Below are 17,600 nucleotides of genomic sequence, written 5' to 3'. Positions count from 1 at the left end.
ATTGTTGCCTGGAACTAGTGCTTATAACCCTGCAGGTTTCATCAAAACTGTTGGTTCATTTAGATATAAGGATTTGGTTGAGCTTTTTTTAAGTATGCCTGATCAAGCAATTTGGTATAATGCTCAAAACATGGCTGACATTTAGCGATTTTCTCATTTAGGATTTCTTTTGAATCAGCCGTGCCTTCCCCATCCAAAATGCTTTCCAAAAGTTCAAAGCACTTGTTTTCATCACTACAGTTTTCCTTTCTTTTGTTGGATGTATTTTGATTCTTGTCCATTTTAAGTGTTTTCGATGCTTTTTTTATTCTTCTTCAGTATCATACCCCATGTTTCCAGCATAGGAACGAAGTTTATCCTTTAAAAGGTTCCTTGCGCGATGAAGTCTTGACCTGACCGTGCCTATAGGGATATCCAAAATCTTTGCCATTTCCTCATAAGTAAAACCTTCCAAGTCACAAAGAATAATCACGGTCCTGAAGTCGACAGCAAGGCTATTCAATGCATTTGAAATCTCATCACCTAGCATATCTTTAACCGCATCCACCCTCAAATCAGAGGTCATATTATAATCAACATTCTCTGAGTTATAATAAGTTTCAACCTCTTGATAATCTACCTTTGCGGGTTGCTTGCTTTTCTTGCGGTATTCATTGATAAAACTGTTTTTTAATATCCTGAATAACCAAGCTTTGGCATTGGTGCCTTTCTCAAAAGAGTTGATAAATCGGTAAGCCTTGAGATAAGTATCCTGCACCAAGTCTTTGGCATCATCCTCATCGAAAGTCAACCTGTACGCGAAATTGTACATGGAATCTATATGAGGCATGAATTCATGATCAAAAATGTTGTTTTTATCTTTATCTGAATATTTTTTTCTTTGAGCTTCGGACATAGACCATAAAATTACTAATTGGGTTTATTTATAACTAATTTTCCTCAAGAAAGTCACTAATATTTCATTATTTTGACCCGGGATGATTTCTCATTAAACCTCGCAAAAAGTAATATGCTCTTATTTCGGCTGTTTTCCAAACTACCACTGATAGTCCTGTTTATTTTTTCGGACCTCTTTTACCTTTTAGCCTATTATGTAATTGGGTATAGAAAAAAAGTAGTCCTGAACAATATCAAAAATGGTTTCCCCGAAAAAAGTGATGCGGAAGTAAAAGCTATAGCTAGGAAATTTTATAGAAACTTTACTGACTCCATGGCAGAAACGATCAAACTGCTGACCATGGGTAAAAAAGAACTCCATCGAAGGTTTGTTACCAAAAATTCAAACTTGGTGACTGACAATGTAGACAATGGAGAAATTGTGATAGGGATGTGTGGACATTTTTTTAATTGGGAAGGACACCTTTTAACGGCTTCTTCCAATATGGGTGAAAAGTGCGAAACAGTTTACACAAAGTTGAGTGCTCCATTTTTTGAAAAACTAATGAAGTCCATGCGCTGTCGTTTTGGAGCAATTCTTACTGAAAGAAAATCCTTTCAACGTACTTTTTTGAGAAATCGAAATAAGCCTAGGCTCATCGTTTTGGCTGCCGATCAGCGCCCCAATTTATCTGACATCAGGTATTGGACTCCATTTATGAATCGGGAAACTGCTTTTTTTGAAGGAGGAGAAAAACTGGCCAAAAAATTCAACACTAAAGTTATTTATGCACATACAAGCAAACCCAAAAGAGGACATTATATTTTTGAATATCAGGTTTTAAGCCAACCTCCTTACCTGGATCATGAGCAGCATTCCATTACTGATAAATTTATCAACCTATTAGAAAAAAATATACGAGATGAACCCTCTCTTTATTTATGGTCACACAATAGGTGGAAGCAAAAAAAACCATAATTAATAACTACCTTGACCTATTACCTTTCAAACAACCTTATCTAAGGTAGTTTTTTTTAAGGTAGTAGTTGACTGTATAAAAGCATTCATAAAGAAAACAGAACCAATTAAACATCCTTTTCAGTTTTATAATCATTGACAATTAAATTGTATCTGAACGTAAGCTGAAAAAGAATTGATAACTTTGAACCGGCTACAATCACTTAGCTGGAAAAAAGTAAATTGAATAGAATATGGAATATTTAGCCACCCTTAATCCTCCTCAACTTGAAGCTGTAAAAAAAACTGAAGGCCCGGTAATGATTATTGCAGGCGCAGGGTCAGGAAAAGCCAGAGTGCTAACTTACAGAATTGCCCATTTAATTCACGAAAAAAAGGTAGATGCTTTTCAGATCCTCTCCTTAACCTTTACCAATAAGGCTGCCAGTGAAATGAAGCAGCGTATTGAGAAGCTGATAGGCTTGGAGGCGAGAAACACCTGGATGGGAACATTTCACTCTGTCTTTGCTAAAATCCTACGTGTGGAAGCTCAAAAATTAGGTTATCCGAGCAATTTCACGATCTATGACAGTGACGACAGCAAATCACTTATCAGATCCATTGTTAAAGAGATGAAATTGGACGATAAGGTTTACAAGGCCAATACGGTACTTTCCAGAATTTCCGGGGCTAAAAATAGGCTGATCGGCTGGCAGGCATACCTTAACGACCCTTATATTATCGCTGATGATGAAGCTGCCATGAAACCAAAAATGGGAGAAATCTATAAGGTCTACCAAAACAGGCTATTTAGGTCCTCAGCCATGGATTTTGACGACTTGCTTTTCAATACCAACATCTTGTTTCGGGACCATCCTGATGTATTGAACAAATACCAGCAAAGGTTTCGATATGTGATGGTGGATGAGTTTCAAGACACCAACCTTTCCCAATACCTGATCACTAAAAAACTTGCTGCCGTTCATCAGAACATATGCGTGGTGGGAGATGATGCGCAAAGTATTTATGCCTTTAGGGGGGCTGACATTCAGAACATTCTGAATTTTGAAAAAGATTATCCAGACCTTTTGGTCGTTAAGCTGGAGCAAAACTACAGGTCAACCAAGAACATTGTAGAAACCGCCAACTCTATCATTGCCAAAAACAAATCACAACTCAAAAAAAATGTTTGGACTCAAAATGATTCCGGAGATTTAATTGAATTGATGAAAGCCTCTTCAGACAATGAAGAAGGCAGAATGGTGGCAGCGACTATTTTTGAAGAAAAAAATAACAAGCAATTAAGCAATAGTGATTTTGCCATTTTGTACCGGACAAACTCCCAGTCCAGGTCTATGGAAGAAGCCCTGAGAAAGTCAGGAATCGCTTATAGAATTATTGGCGGACTTTCATTTTACCAGAGGAAAGAGATCAAAGACCTCATGGGCTACTTTAGGTTTGTGGTCAACCATGAAGATGAAGAAGCTTTTAAAAGAATCATTAATTACCCCAAAAGAGGTATAGGAAACACCAGTGTTGAAAAACTTATGGTGGGCGCCTATGAACATGATATTTCATTGTGGAAAGTGCTTAACAATAGCCAGAGTTTCTTATCGGGCAGAGGTGCAAATGCAGTCACAGATTTTTGCACCATGATCAAAAGCTTCAAAATGGAAGTGGAAAGAAAAGATGCATTTGAAGCGGCCACATCTATCGCCAAGCAATCGGGGCTTTTGCGAGATTTGTATGAAGACAAAACCATTGAAGGACTCAACAGGTATGAGAACGTTCAGGAATTGCTCAACGCCATCAAGGAGTATGTAGCCAATCCGGAAAATGAAGACAAATCATTAGGTGCTTTTCTTCAGGAAATTGCCCTACTGACAGATGAAGACCAAAACAAAAACAATCAGGATACGGTTACCATGATGACCATTCACTCCTCCAAGGGTCTCGAATTTAAGTATGTGTTTGTGGTAGGAATGGAAGAAGATCTTTTTCCTTCCCAGATGATGATGCAAAGCAGAGAAGACCTGGAAGAAGAAAGGCGATTGTTTTATGTAGCTACAACCAGGGCCATGGAGAAGTTGTACTTCAGTTATGCCCTGACGAGGTACCGTTATGGAAGATTGCTTAATTGTGAGCCCAGTAGGTTTTTGGAAGAAATTGACCCAACATTTATCAAGGTCAATAAAAAACTAAGCAGTAAACTTTCCAGTAGTTTTAGGGAAAGTGAGGGAAAACAAGGCTTTGTTGGACTTAAGAAAAAGCCGGCCATTAGAAATACAACGAGCAAATTACATGACCCCGGACCTAACTTTAAACCCTCCAACACCAATAATTTGAAAGAAGGAATGAAGGTGGAGCACCCTAAGTTTGGCTTTGGAAAAGTACATGGCATTGAAACCGAGGGTACCAATAGAAAAGCACATATTCATTTCGAGCATTTTGGAGATAAAACATTATTACTTAGCTTTGCAAAGCTTCGCATAGTAGAATAGCAAATGATCATAGATACCGGAAGCACCTGAGACTTAACTAATGCATTTTTTTTTAGTATATTGAGAAAAGTTCAGGAAACTTAAAAGCAGGTATCATGGTAAATAATGAAAAGCCTAAAAACAAAGTTATTTTGAAAGAATACGGAAAAAACATCCAGAAATTAGTGGATTATGTAAAAACTGTTCCCGATCAAGAGAAACGGACAGAATACGCATACGCATTGGTGGAGTTGATGAAACAACTCAATCCATTATTAAAAACCGAAAGTGATCAAAAGCTTTGGGACGATATGTACATTATGTCAGATTTCTCACTCGAAGTGGATTCTCCTTTCCCAATGCCGGAAAAAGAACTACTGGGTAAAAAACCGCTTCCGATTGGTTATCCTAAAGGAGAAGTTCGATACAAGCACTATGGAAGAAATATTGAAAAGTTAATAGCAAAAGCTATTGAAATAGAAGATGATCAGGAGCAAGAAACCGCTTTGATTTATATCGGACAATTGATGCGAAGCTTTCACTCTACCTGGAATCGTGAAAACTTTGATGATGCCATCATTATTGATGACATCAAATCCCTCTCCAAAGGTAAACTCCACATTGACCTCGAAAAAGTCAAAGAAAACGGACTTTTTGAAACCAGCATGCGTAGGGATTTCAAAAGCAATGTTCCAAATAATTCGGGAAACAACTCCAACAGTGGTGGAAGAAGGAATTATTCCGGAGGAAAAAGAAGAAATAACGGTTCTAATAGCAAAAAAAGAAGAAATTAATGGCATCATTTCGGGTAAATGGAGGGACGAAACTTAAAGGTGAAATCACTCCCCAAGGCGCTAAAAACGAAGCCTTGCAAATCCTCTGTGCCGTATTGCTTACATCTGAGGAGGTTATCATCAATAAAATCCCTAACATCAGGGATATAAATAAACTAATTGAACTGCTCTCAGACATGGGAGTGGTCGTAAAAAAACGAGGACCTGAAAGCTATTCCTTTACAGCCAAGAATATTAAACTTTCTTACCTAGAAACTGAAGAGTATCTGGAGAAAGCTTCCAGCCTAAGAGGATCAGTGATGCTTCTAGGCCCATTACTCTCAAGGTTTGGAAAAGGCCGAATTTCTAAACCCGGTGGTGACAAGATTGGAAGAAGACGTATGGATACGCATTTTACGGGTTTTCAAAAGCTTGGTGCAAAATTCCATTATGATGCTAAAAATGAACTCTATAAAATTGATGCCAGTCAATTAAAAGGGACCTATATGTTATTGGATGAGGCATCAGTCACAGGTACAGCCAATATCATTATGGCTGCCGTAATGGCTGAGGGAAAGACCACCCTATACAATGCGGCCTGTGAGCCATACATACAGCAACTTTGCCTAATGATCAATAGCATGGGAGGTAAGATATCCGGCATTGGTTCTAACCTATTGGAAATTGATGGGGTGAAAAATCTAAAAGGTACAGAGCATACCCTCCTTCCTGACATGATAGAGATTGGATCCTTTATTGGCTTAGCTGCTATGACCCAATCTGAGATCACTATCAAGGATGCTATGGTTGACAAACTAGGAATAATACCCGACACTTTCAGAAGACTGGGTATTCACCTGGAAATCAAAGGAGATGACATCTACATCCCTGCAAGGAAACATTTTGAGATAGAAACTTTTATAGACGGCTCTATTTTAACTGTCTCAGATGCCATATGGCCGGGTTTCACCCCTGATTTACTAAGCATAGTGCTGGTGGTGGCTACCCAAGCCAAAGGAACTGTTCTGGTTCATCAAAAAATGTTTGAAAGCAGGTTGTTTTTTGTGGACAAATTAATTGACATGGGGGCCCAAATCATCCTTTGCGACCCGCACAGAGCCACTGTAATAGGCCTGGACAGAAAGTATCCGCTAAAGGGTATCCGAATGACTTCACCAGACATAAGAGCGGGGGTATCACTTTTGATTGCGGCCATGTCCGCTGAGGGTGTTTCAATAATCGACAACGTTGAACAAATTGATAGAGGCTATCAATACATTGACCAGCGCCTGAATGCGCTTGGAGCTGACATTGTAAGGTTTAATTAACAGATGCTATTTACAATCAAAGGTGGAAAAAACTTCATCTTGATTGTATTTTTGTATATAAATAATCATTTCCTTTTAACCGAAAACTGCAACAGTCATTTTTACTATTGCAATTTTCGGTTTTTTTTTCGTCCAAACGGTAATAGACTTGCAATTTTGACAATCCCTATAACCCATTTTACAAAATTTTGATACCTGAAAGTGATTTCATATTAAAATAGAAGATCTATTGGGCATTTCGGGTTTGAATAAAATAAATGGGTTTATTTCCTGTACTTTGATAAATGCTTTAAGTCTTCAATATAAATTTATATCTTAAAACCATGAAAATCCTGGTAATAGAAGATGAGAAAGAATTGGCAACAGACATTGTCAATTACTTGACTTCGGGAAATTACCTTTGCGAAGTAGCTTATGATTTTTATTCTGCATTAGAAAAAATAAGCTTGTACATGTACGATTGTATTTTGCTCGATCTCATGCTACCAGGAGGAGATGGCTTTCAAATCTTAAAAGAGTTGCGTAGCCAAAACAAGCAGGATGGTGTAATCATAATTTCTGCTAAAAATGCTTTAGAAGACAAAATAAAAGGCCTGAATATTGGTGCTGACGATTATTTAGCCAAACCTTTTCATCATTCTGAATTGGCAGCTCGAATCCACTCCGTCATACGGAGGAAGCAATTTGATTCCTCCAATTTAATTGAATTTAACGAGCTAAAAATTGACCTACTTTCTAAAACAGTAACAATAAATTCATTACCCATAGTCCTTACCCGAAAGGAATACCAATTATTATTATTTTTTATAGGAAACAAAAACAGGGTTTTGTCCAAGAGCGCATTGGCAGAACATTTGTCAGGAGATGTAGCGGACATGTTTGATAGCTTTGATTTTGTATACGCCCATGTGAAAAATCTTAAGAAAAAGCTAAATGAACAAAACTATGGCGGCTACCTTAAAACCATCTATGGAACGGGATACAAATGGGAAACATCATAAACTTCTGGATGGTCCTTTTAAGGCATTTTCGATTTATTCTCTTGCTATTTTGGTGCTTAGTATCCCCAGTTATTTTCTGGTGGTAGATTGGATTTGGGTAACCGAAATCGACGACAATCATGAGATAATAATGGAGCGGATAGAAAATAGATTTGATCAGGTACATGTATCAGATCAGGATCTAGAAACGATACTTAATACATGGAATATTTTACAGCCAAGTTCCACCATCACTAGTATAAACAACCTTCCATCCAAACCTGACAGCATCTATGAAATCACCAAATACAATGAATATGAACAGGAATGGGATCGTTTTCGAGGATTGCAATCTGTAATAGAAATAAATAAAAAGCCTTATTTACTAAACGTCGAAACCAAAATCGAGGAATCCTATGAAACAATTTTTGCAATTGGTTTAATTACTTTACTGATGTATGGGTTCCTAGTCTTTGGCTTTATCCGGTTGAATAAAAGCATCTCAAAAAAAGTTTGGAAACCCTTTTACCTTACCCTCTCCAAGTTAAGGGAATTTGATATCAATGAGGAAAAAAAGGTGGTATTTGAAGAAAGTGAGATTGAGGAATTTAATGAATTGAATCAAACCATTGGTGCCCTTATCAATCAAAGTATAAATGCGTATAACCAGCAAAAATCCTTTGTTGCGAATGCTTCTCATGAACTCCAAACACCTATCGCTTTAGTAAAATCTAAGTTGGACATTCTCCTTCAGCAGAAAAGTCTCTCGCAGGAATATGCTGATTTAATACAAGAAATTCAACTCCCATTATCCAGATTAACTCGGGTAAATAAAAACCTTCTCTTACTTGCCAAAATTGAAAATAGCCAGTTTGGCGATTTGGAAAATGTAGATTTCCTAGTTCTTCTAAATAAAAGTGTGGACTTGCTCCATGATTATATTGAAGAGAGAAATATCAAGTTTGAAAAACAAATCGGAGATTTTGAAACCGTTTCTTGCAATAAATTCTTAGCGGAAACTTTAGTCAACAACTTACTCTCCAATGCAATCAGACATACTCCTGTCGGTGAATCTATTACAGTTAAATTATTCAATAGGGTTTTGATTGTTTCAAATTCCGGTAAACACAAATTAGAAGAAAAAGCACTTTTTAAAAGATTTTCAATAAGTACTACCGCTACCACGAATAGTGGCTTGGGTTTGGCTATTGTTAAGGAAATATGCAAACAAAATGGTTGGACTATAAGCTACGAATTTGAAAATTCTACTCATTTTTTTTCAATACGATTCTAAAATTCAAAATATCTTCCAAATTCATTACCACATTTGATCAATTAAAATCTTACTAAGCAGATACAAGTCAAGTCAGCTTTTTCGGTAGAAAACCTTCACCCTTATCCCCACACCTTCAGCGCAGCTAGGGAGGAGCTCTTCTCCGGGAATTTTAAATTGAATTCTAGGTTTAAGTTCTCAGAATCCACAACAGGCCAGTTGACCTTAATTTACCTTGCACAGGATATCTTTCTTCAAGGTAAAACAAAGCATAGGTAAAGCATAGGTTTTATTGGATATAGGAATAAAAAAGACACTCCCAAAAGGGAAGGGCGATTTGTTGATAAATGCCACTGATTAATTAAATACTATGGTTATTCAAAAAAATAATTTCAGTAATAGCAGTGCTGAGAATAGACTATAATTACAGTTTTAACCATTTCACTATGAAAGAAACGCCTAATAGTATCACCATAATTATTCCGGTTTTCAATGAAGAGGCTGGTATTAAAATGATTATCCCTGCTTTTGAGAATTACCTTAACCATACCAATTTAACTGCTAGTATTCTTTTTGTAAATGATGGTTCAACCGACGCTAGTTTGGTTCAGATTAAAAAAGCTTGCTCTCAATATGATTTTGCGAATTACATATCATTTGATAAAAACACTGGGCTTAGTGCTGCCATTAGGGCAGGGTTTCAAACCGCAGACACCTGGTGGGTGGGGTATATAGATGCTGATTTACAAACCAATCCATCTGACTTTTTAAAACTGGAGCCCCTTATTCATAATTACGACCTGGTAACTGGAAAACGACAAGTCCGGAGAGACAGCCGAGGAAAAAAAATAGCTTCAGAATTTGCCAATTGGTTTCGGAATTCCTTGCTACACGATAACATTAGCGATTCAGGTTGTCCCCTAAAAATAATTCGACGAAAAGTGGCTTTAGACATGCCCTTCTTTAAAGGTAACCACCGTTTCTTTCCTGCATTGGCGTTACTTCAAAGAAAAAACATTACCGAAGTCCCTATTAATCATTACCCTAGGTTAACAGGGAGGTCAAAATTTAACGTTTGGAATCGACTATTGTCTCCATTGCAAGATACTTTAGCAATCAGATGGATGATGAAAAGAAAAACTCCCTATATCATTTCTGAAAGTTCCATCAGAAAAGACAAAATTGGCATAATGTGAAAAATTGGCCTTTACTTGGAATTGGGTTTCTTGCCCAAGGACTTTTCTCTGCCAGATTCTTAATTCAGCTTGTTAAGTCGGAAAAGGCAGGTAAAGTATTGTCTCCTGTGATTTTTTGGCAATTGAGTTTAATGGCTTCTTTCCTCCTGCTTGTTTATGGGACCTTCCGTGAGGATATGGTTATCGTTGGGGGACAGTTGATAGGTTACTATATATATATCCGTAATTTACAGATCCTCAACGCATGGAAAGCTTTTACCACTACATTAAGGTTGGTTTTTTTGCTTCTTCCCCTGTTTTTTTTACTCTACCTGCTATTTGTAGCACATTATGACTTTTTTATATTGGTAAATAACCCTGAGATTAGTAAGGTTTTATTAACCTGGGGCACCTTTGGTCAAGCCATATTCACCTTACGTTTTGTTGTACAATGGCGCCATGCAGAAAAGAAAAGGAAGGCTGAGTTTCCATTAGCTTTTTGGTACATTAGCCTAGTTGGTGCACTACTCATCGCTTCCTATGCCATCTATAGAAAAGACAGTGTTTTGTTTATCGGCCAAGCGTTTGGTATCATCGTCTATTTGCGTAACCTTATGATTAATTCTGGAAAAGTAAATCTCAGTCGACAACCTTACTTATACAGGTTAAAAAGAATCCGACTCTTTCTTCTAATCTTATTTACAGGTTTGGCCTTATTCTTTAACCTTGGTTCATGGTCGGTAACAGAATCGAGTGAGGCAAGATATGCTGAGATTTCCAAAGAAATGCTAACTAATGGTGACTTATTACATCCACAATTGATGGGCATCTATCATTTCCATAAACCTCCAGTAACTTATTGGCTGACAGCTCTCAGCTTTAAGCTTTTTGGCACTTCGGCTTTTTCTGCCCGCCTGTTTCTCCAATTGGCCGCTTTGATATTGATTTGGCTAGTTTATAAGATCGCACTGGTCTTTTTTAACAACCCAAATCAAGCATTCCTCGCGGCTATGCTCTATGCCTCGTTTCCTACTTTGATTATAGGTAGTAGGGCCCTGACGACTGACATGTATTTGACTTTATTTGTCACTGCAACCATGTATTTTTGGTTTTTATATTGTAAGAAACAAAAACCCATTCTTCTTATCTTATGTTATGTATTCCTTGGCTTTGGTTTTTTGACCAAAGGACCTGTGGTATTAATTGTACCGGCTATGGTCAGCTTGTTTCAGGGATTGGTGCAAAAACAGAATCTCGGATCTTGGAAGATACATGTAATAGGCATTTTTTTAATGTTGGCAATAGGATTAAGTTGGTTTGTGTATTTGTATTTGGAGGATGCCCGATTTTTAAATTATTTTCTTTTTAAACACACTATCCAACGGTTTGCAACAAACACTTTCCAAAGGGGGCAACCATTTTGGTTTTACATCGCTGTTTTATTGGGAACTGCTTTTCCTTGGGTAATCCTATTATTCAAGCAATTCCCCGTTAGATGGAAAGATTTTCAAAACAATGGCACCCTTCTGCTTATGTGGGTACTTTTGCCTTTGTTATTTTTCTCTATGAGCCAATCAAAATTGGTTTTGTATATTTTACCCATTTACCCTGGGTTGGCAATTGGTACAATTTATTATTGGGAAAAGCTGAAACCTACCCAGCATAAGATATGGGAGAGGTTTCAATCCGCTTACCACATAGTACTGATGATTACCCTTTTAAGCTTGCCATTAATGGACACTAGAATTTCCCTTAATTATAAATATTATTTCATCTGGTTTATACTCGCTTCTCTTTTGGTCACTATACAGCAGGTAAATATCAGAAAATTAGATCGAACAGTAATTTCAGCCTTTATTTTTACATTAGGTCTAACGTGCATGTCTACCTATTTCTTGAGCCAAAACCCGGGAGTCATTAACGATACCCATCGCGTCACGGATTGGATTTTAGATCATGAACAAGCTGAATCCCGTGTTTACATTTATGATAAACGTATGCCATCAGGACTTTTCAATTCCAATCTTCAGGTAATATCTGTTTTTGATGGAGACGAAAGTTTAAATAGAGAAACCCAATTTCAACAAGATCAAAGCTGGAAATCTCAACTTATAAACATGGAGTCAAACCCTGATTGGATTACTTCATCAGCTCCACATAGGTCCATTTGGATAATGAAAAGTAAAAAGAAATTACCCCAAACCGATGAAAACTTTAGTTGGGTACAACTAAAGGAAATAGATGGATGGAAAATAGTAAGACTCGTAAAAAAATAAAGCTTTAAATACAAAGGCTCTTAATAAAACACAGGAGGGATTATTCCTCCACTCCGATTTCCTCAAGAAGCTCTGCATACCATTCTTCTCCATACTTCCTTATAAGCGCTCCTTTTAAAAACCTATAAAGCGGTACCCCTAAGGAGTTTCCTAATGAGCAGGCAGGATCACAAATTTCCCAGCGATCATAGTTCAAGGCCTCATATTCATCATACCTGGTGATCCTAATGGGGTATAAATGACAGCTAACAGGTTTTTTAAAAGTGGTTTCGCCGTGATTGTAGGCATCTTCTATTCCACATTTCAAAATTCCTTTTTCATCCGTTGTAGCAAATGCGCAGGCTCCATTTTCACCGATAGTAGTCGTCCCTTTTTCATTTTCTTGGTCGATTACCCATGTTCCTTTGTCAGCAATTGCTTTTCTACCTTCATCTGTAAGAAATGGGGCTATGGAAGGGTAATCTTTTTCAAGAATTTCTATTTCATCATCTAAAAGAGGCGCCCCGGCATCTCCCTCCACACAACAGGCTCCTTTGCACTTTTCCAGATCACAAACAAAAAATTGTTCTTTTATATCATCACTGATTACCGCATTACCAACTAATATCATATGCTCATTTTTTTACAAAGGTATAGTTTTCCTAAATAGGTTAAAAATAAAAATTAACCTATAGCCTAATAAGTCCTACACACTTTTAAAATCACAAGCTTATGTACATTGCCCCAAAAGGAACCAAAGCAAAATAAAAATCAATACAGTACTGAAGCATCCTCCACCTAATTTGTAGGCACCATATCCCGCGATTAATCCTTTGAATAAACCTTTCATAGCCCTTTGTCAGTTAAATTATCACATACCTAATAGAAAGATACTCAATAAATTTGAAGGGAGAAATAGATTTAATGGATATGAAAAGGGTAAACCATTAATAAAAACCGATATCATTGTGAATTATGGCTTTATTTAATTTATTTTTGTGAAGTGCAGGCTGGTTTGTCGCTGTTCTTGATGATATCATCAGGAAAAGAGGAAAGTCCGGGCAACATAGAGTACCATACTTCCTAACGGGAAGGTGTTTTGGTAGGAATACCAAAATAACAGATAGTACCACAGAAAAGAAACCGCCCCGGCTGGTTATCCAAATGGGGTAAGGGTGAAATGGTGGGGTAAGAGCCCACCGGGTACCGGGTGACCGGTATTGCAAGGCAAACCTTATGGGTTGAAAGACCAAATAGGCTCCGGTCATTGGGCTACTCGTCCAAATCTACTTAGATAACCGGAGTGGGTAGGTCGTTGGACCTTTTCTGTGAAGAAAAGGCTAGATAAATGGCAAACACTTTGAAAGGAGTAACAGAACCCGGCTTATAAGCCTGCACTTTTAATTTTACTAAAAAAACGGATAGCTGTAAACATGCCGAAAATCTTGATAATTGATGATGAAAAAGTCATCAGGTCCACACTGAAAGAAATTCTTGAGTACGAAAAGTACGAAATATATGAAGCCGAAGATGGCGTAAAAGGTCTCGAAATGCTAAATAACGAGGATTTTGATTTGGTTCTTTGCGATATCAAAATGCCCAAAATGGATGGCATGGAAGTCCTTTCCAAAGCAGCCGAGCTAAGCAAGCAACCTCAGTTTATCATGATTTCAGCCCATGGATCAATAGAAACTGCCGTGGAAGCTACCAAGAAAGGTGCTTTCGACTTTATCCCCAAACCTCCGGATTTAAACCGACTGTTGCTTACAGTGAGGAATGCTTTGGACAAAAAAGAATTGGTACAAGAAACCAAAGTGCTTAAGAAAAAGCTTTCTAAGAAGCTAGACATGGTGGGTGAATCCAAAGCTATTTCTATTGTAAAAGAAACCATAGAAAAGGTAGCTCCAACAGATGCCAGAGTTTTGATTACCGGACCCAATGGCACAGGTAAGGAATTGGTGTCCCACTGGATTCATCAAAAAAGCAACCGAGAAAAAGCACCCTTCATAGCTGTCAACTGTGCCGCAATACCTGCCGAATTAATTGAAAGTGAATTGTTTGGCCATGAGAAAGGTGCCTTTACCTCCGCCAATAAACAGCGCCAAGGGAAATTTGAACAAGCCAATGGAGGGACGCTCTTCCTGGATGAAATTGGTGACATGAGTCTTTCTGCCCAAGCAAAAGTACTCAGGGCTTTACAAGAACACAAAATCACTCGTGTAGGTGGTGACAAAGACATTAAAGTGAATGTCCGGGTATTGGCAGCTACCAATAAAAACCTAAAGCAAGAAATTTCTGATGGCAATTTCAGAGAAGACCTTTACCATAGAATTAGCGTCATACTCATCCAAGTCCCTCCACTGAAGGACAGAAGTGAAGACATACCAATGCTAGTAGACAAATTCTTGGGAGATATTGCCGCAGAATATGGTACCACTAAAAAAGAGATAGATAAAGAAGCCATTCAAAAGCTACAGGAATTCCCTTGGACAGGAAATATCCGGGAGCTTAGAAATGTAATTGAAAGATTGGTAATTCTCGGCGGCAAGAGTATCTCTGCAGAAGACATTAAAAAGTACGCAGATTATTAAATAACCACCTTATCCCTAACCATTTACTTCTACACTCCCTGTCTTCGCATAGGCGGGACAGGGTTTGCTTGAAGCGCATGAAGACAATACCAAAATCGCACAAGCCACCAAAATTGTCATTAAAGTTTTCATAATTATCGAATGATTTAAGTCAAATATGTACAAATACTAAATAAATACAAAATTAATTGATCATTAAATTACAGCCCCTTGTTTCACTATTGTCCATCCTCCCTAAAACGGTGAAGCTTCCATCCTTGTTTTCCAAACCCAAATCTTCTGTTTCAATAAAAGAACAAGAGTGAAAATTGGCCAAATCTATAACATTTATCGCTCCTGTTCTGCCTGAAGTATAGGTATAGGGATCATAAACATCTCGTATCAAAACCTTCATAAAAGGTGAACACCAAAATTTACCTTCCCCGGGAGAATAGGCCTGCGACATAAGCTCCGTCATGCCATATTCCGAATGAATATGAGGCACCTTAAATGCTGCCCGGAGCAATTGATGCACTTCCTCTCTGATCATCTCCTTCCTCCTTCCTTTCATCCCTCCCGTTTCCATAACGATCAAATCCCCAAAATCTTCCTGCTCTTTGATCTTTTCTGCTAAATCTAAAAGTGCAAAAGTCACACCAAGCAACAATGTTTTTCTTCCATCTTTTCTTAACTGCTCCATTTTCCCCAATAAAGCTTCATGCTCATACAAATAAAAGCCTGATTGAGCGGATTTACTTTTCTTAATAAAATGAGCAGCCATGTCTACCAAGGAGCTACCCTCCCTTTCCAGATAAGAAGGGAGCAAAGCCAAAACATTAAACCCCTCCAAGCAACCATAAACCCGTTCAAAGTTGTTGACACAATGCTCCAGGTAAAAGTTTTTGGAATAAATATAATGTCTACTGTTTTCTTGACCTGTTGTCCCACTGCTTGAATAATAGGAATTAAATAACTCATCAGGCCCTGAGATCACCTTTGTAGTTTTAAACATCCCTATAGGAAGAAAGGGAATATCTCTAACCTCAGTAATGTTATGAGCTTGAATACCTCTTATTTCCAGGTACTTCCGGTAAATTTTATTACGGGTAGACTGAAACATAAACGAATCCATCGCCAGGGCATCAAAATCATCAATTGCCCCTGATTTAATTTTTTCACAAAAACTTTTAAAAGAATTCATCGTTATTTTATGGTAAAACCCAAATTTTGATCATTTTTACATTCAAAGAGGCGGAAGTGTAAAATTACGGATTACCTATGAAGTTAAAAAATCACACCATCATTACCCTGCTCCTACTTTCAGTTTGGGTCGGATGCATTTCCCCACCGGATGATTTTCCAACGGTGCCGCAAATTGACTTTAACAATCTGGAGTTTGTTCAAACTTCCGGGTCCGATTCTTTGATTATTACACTGGATTTCCGAGATGCGGAAGGGGATTTGGGGCTCAATGCCACAGATATTTTCCCTCCTTTTAACGAACTCAATTACATTACAGATGATGCCGGGCAATTCATTACTTATAGTGAACGCCCGGAAGATGCACCAGATTTCAACAATAGAGATTGGGTAATTTTCCCTTTAATTAACAACCAAGAAATCAAAGACACCTTATGGGTCGCTGAAAACGAGGACTATTACAATATATTAGTTAAATTTTTTATAAAAAGAGGAGGCAATTATACTGAATTCAATTGGTCAGACCCTCCTTATTTTACCACTTTCAACGGGCGCTTTCCTCGCTTGCTTGAAGAAGAACAACAACGTGCCATTGAAGGAGAAATTAGGTATTCTATGTTGTCTTTAGGTTGGAATAGTGTTTTTAGAAACGACACTTTAAAACTGGAAATAAAAGTAAAAGACAGGGCATTGAATGAAAGTAACGTGGTTTCCACCCCTGACTTTACCCTTTCACAGATAGAACGCTAATTACCATTTCACTCTTATTGTAGTGGATTTTCTGGAAGGACTGAGTTAATAATGCAAGGCCATCTCCCACAGAAAAACCTGAACTCACTTAGTGTTAACTTATAATAATAAAAGATTGATCAATAGATCTCCGGGAATTTTTTGGGGTCTGATTCACTCATGACAGAATAAACCTTTTCGACTACATCATCAACGCTTGGTTTAGAAAAATAATCCCCATCAGATGAATAGGCAGGTCGATGCTCTTTTGCTGAGATGGTGATGGGTTGAGAATCGAGATAATAATACGCATTTTGTTTTTCCAAAACCTGCTGCATCATGTATGCAGAAGCTCCTCCGGGAACATCTTCATCTGCGAAAACAACCCGATTGGTCTTCTTAATAGAATTTAAAACCACCTCATCCAAATCAAATGGCACCAAGGTTTGAGCATCAATCACTTCCACCTGTATCCCTATCTTGAAAAGTTGCTTTGCCGCATCCATCACAATCCTACACATGGACCCATAGGTTACCACAGTAATATCCTTCCCTTCTTGTAAAATTTCCGCCTTACCCAAGGCCACTTTAAATGTCCCGATATTGGAAGGCATCTTTTCTTTTAACCGGTATCCATTCAGGGATTCGATGACTATTGCAGGTTGATCTGCCTCTAGCAAGGTATTGTACATTCCCGCTGCTTGCGTCATATTTCTTGGTACACACAACAATATACCTCTAAGGCTTCCTAAAATCATACTTATGGGAGACCCGGAATGCCATACCCCTTCAAGTCTGTGTCCTCTGGTCCGTATTATTAGCGGAGCTTTTTGCCCTCCTTTGGTTCTGTAGTGTAAACAAGCCAAATCATCAGAAAGGGTCATTAGGGCATAAACAAGATAATCCAAGTACTGAATTTCCGTGATTGGTCTTAATCCCCTCAAGGCGGCACCAATCCCCTGACCTATAATGCTTACTTCCCGAATACCTGTATCGGTCACCC

The 17,600-nt window shown here is 37.9% G+C and carries 14 protein-coding genes and 1 other RNA gene; 11 read left to right on the top strand and 4 right to left on the bottom strand.

Annotation, left to right across the window (positions count from 1 at the left end):
• Nucleotides 1–304: 304 nt before the first annotated feature.
• Complete coding sequence (locus tag AAC037_RS04015) at nt 305–895, bottom strand: sigma-70 family RNA polymerase sigma factor (RefSeq protein WP_339901773.1); 591 nt, start codon at nt 893–895, stop codon at nt 305–307.
• A 114-nt stretch (nt 896–1,009) separates the two neighbouring features.
• On the opposite strand from AAC037_RS04015, the gene AAC037_RS04010 reads away from it, so the two are divergent.
• The 8 genes from AAC037_RS04010 (at nt 1,010) to AAC037_RS03975 (ending at nt 12,119) form a co-directional block, all read left to right on the top strand.
• A complete protein-coding gene (locus tag AAC037_RS04010; protein ID WP_339901772.1) occupies nt 1,010–1,855 on the top strand; it encodes a lipid A biosynthesis acyltransferase in 846 nt (281 codons plus the stop codon).
• A 233-nt stretch (nt 1,856–2,088) separates the two neighbouring features.
• Complete coding sequence (locus AAC037_RS04005) at nt 2,089–4,335, top strand: UvrD-helicase domain-containing protein (protein ID WP_339901771.1); 2,247 nt, start codon at nt 2,089–2,091, stop codon at nt 4,333–4,335.
• A gap of 95 nt (nt 4,336–4,430) precedes the next feature.
• Nucleotides 4,431–5,108 carry a DUF4290 domain-containing protein gene (locus AAC037_RS04000; RefSeq protein ID WP_339901770.1) on the top strand — a complete coding sequence of 226 codons (678 nt, stop codon included), beginning with the start codon at nt 4,431–4,433 and terminating at the stop codon, nt 5,106–5,108.
• Nucleotides 5,108–6,415: a UDP-N-acetylglucosamine 1-carboxyvinyltransferase gene (gene murA, locus AAC037_RS03995; protein WP_339901769.1), complete on the top strand. Its 1,308-nt coding sequence runs from the start codon at nt 5,108–5,110 to the stop codon at nt 6,413–6,415. The genes AAC037_RS04000 and murA overlap by 1 nt, the downstream gene beginning before the upstream one ends.
• Before the next feature lie 323 nt (nt 6,416–6,738).
• Nucleotides 6,739–7,416 (top strand): response regulator transcription factor, encoded by a 678-nt coding sequence (locus tag AAC037_RS03990; RefSeq protein WP_339901768.1) that lies wholly within the window; start codon nt 6,739–6,741, stop codon nt 7,414–7,416.
• Complete coding sequence (locus tag AAC037_RS03985) at nt 7,385–8,689, top strand: HAMP domain-containing sensor histidine kinase (RefSeq protein ID WP_339901767.1); 1,305 nt, start codon at nt 7,385–7,387, stop codon at nt 8,687–8,689. Before AAC037_RS03990 ends, AAC037_RS03985 begins: the two co-directional genes overlap by 32 nt.
• 425 nt (nt 8,690–9,114) lie before the next feature.
• Nucleotides 9,115–9,864, top strand: coding sequence for a glycosyltransferase family 2 protein (locus tag AAC037_RS03980; RefSeq protein ID WP_339901766.1), 750 nt, complete (start codon nt 9,115–9,117; stop codon nt 9,862–9,864).
• On the top strand, nt 9,861–12,119 hold the full coding sequence (locus tag AAC037_RS03975) for a lipid-A-disaccharide synthase N-terminal domain-containing protein (RefSeq protein ID WP_339901765.1): 2,259 nt from the start codon (nt 9,861–9,863) through the stop codon (nt 12,117–12,119). The genes AAC037_RS03980 and AAC037_RS03975 overlap by 4 nt, the downstream gene beginning before the upstream one ends.
• Nucleotides 12,120–12,159: 40 nt before the next feature.
• Here AAC037_RS03975 and AAC037_RS03970 read toward each other — a convergent pair whose 3' ends face one another.
• Complete coding sequence (locus tag AAC037_RS03970; RefSeq protein WP_339901764.1) at nt 12,160–12,729, bottom strand: DUF3109 family protein; 570 nt, start codon at nt 12,727–12,729, stop codon at nt 12,160–12,162.
• A 371-nt stretch (nt 12,730–13,100) separates the two neighbouring features.
• On the opposite strand from AAC037_RS03970, the gene rnpB reads away from it, so the two are divergent.
• Nucleotides 13,101–13,501, top strand: an RNA gene (gene rnpB / locus AAC037_RS03965) — RNase P RNA component class A.
• Nucleotides 13,502–13,531: 30 nt separating this feature from the next.
• Nucleotides 13,532–14,689, top strand: a complete 1,158-nt coding sequence (locus AAC037_RS03960; protein ID WP_339901763.1) for a sigma-54 dependent transcriptional regulator — start codon at nt 13,532–13,534, stop codon at nt 14,687–14,689.
• Nucleotides 14,690–14,873: 184 nt separating this feature from the next.
• On the opposite strand, the gene AAC037_RS03955 is transcribed toward AAC037_RS03960, so the two are convergent.
• On the bottom strand, nt 14,874–15,869 hold the full coding sequence (locus AAC037_RS03955) for an acyl transferase (RefSeq protein ID WP_339901762.1): 996 nt from the start codon (nt 15,867–15,869) through the stop codon (nt 14,874–14,876).
• A 77-nt stretch (nt 15,870–15,946) separates the two neighbouring features.
• Here AAC037_RS03955 and AAC037_RS03950 point away from each other — a divergent pair, with 77 nt between their 5' ends.
• Nucleotides 15,947–16,618 carry a hypothetical protein gene (locus AAC037_RS03950; protein ID WP_339901761.1) on the top strand — a complete coding sequence of 224 codons (672 nt, stop codon included), beginning with the start codon at nt 15,947–15,949 and terminating at the stop codon, nt 16,616–16,618.
• Between the two features lie 119 nt (nt 16,619–16,737).
• Here AAC037_RS03950 and AAC037_RS03945 read toward each other — a convergent pair.
• Nucleotides 16,738–17,600: transketolase C-terminal domain-containing protein (locus AAC037_RS03945; protein ID WP_339901760.1), on the bottom strand; the 863-nt coding region annotated here is incomplete at its 5' end.

Origin of the sequence: uncultured Cyclobacterium sp. (assembly GCF_963976465.1) — a bacterium.
Classification (GTDB): Bacteria; Bacteroidota; Bacteroidia; order Cytophagales; family Cyclobacteriaceae; genus Cyclobacterium.
This window is presented reverse-complemented; position numbering and strand designations above follow the sequence as displayed.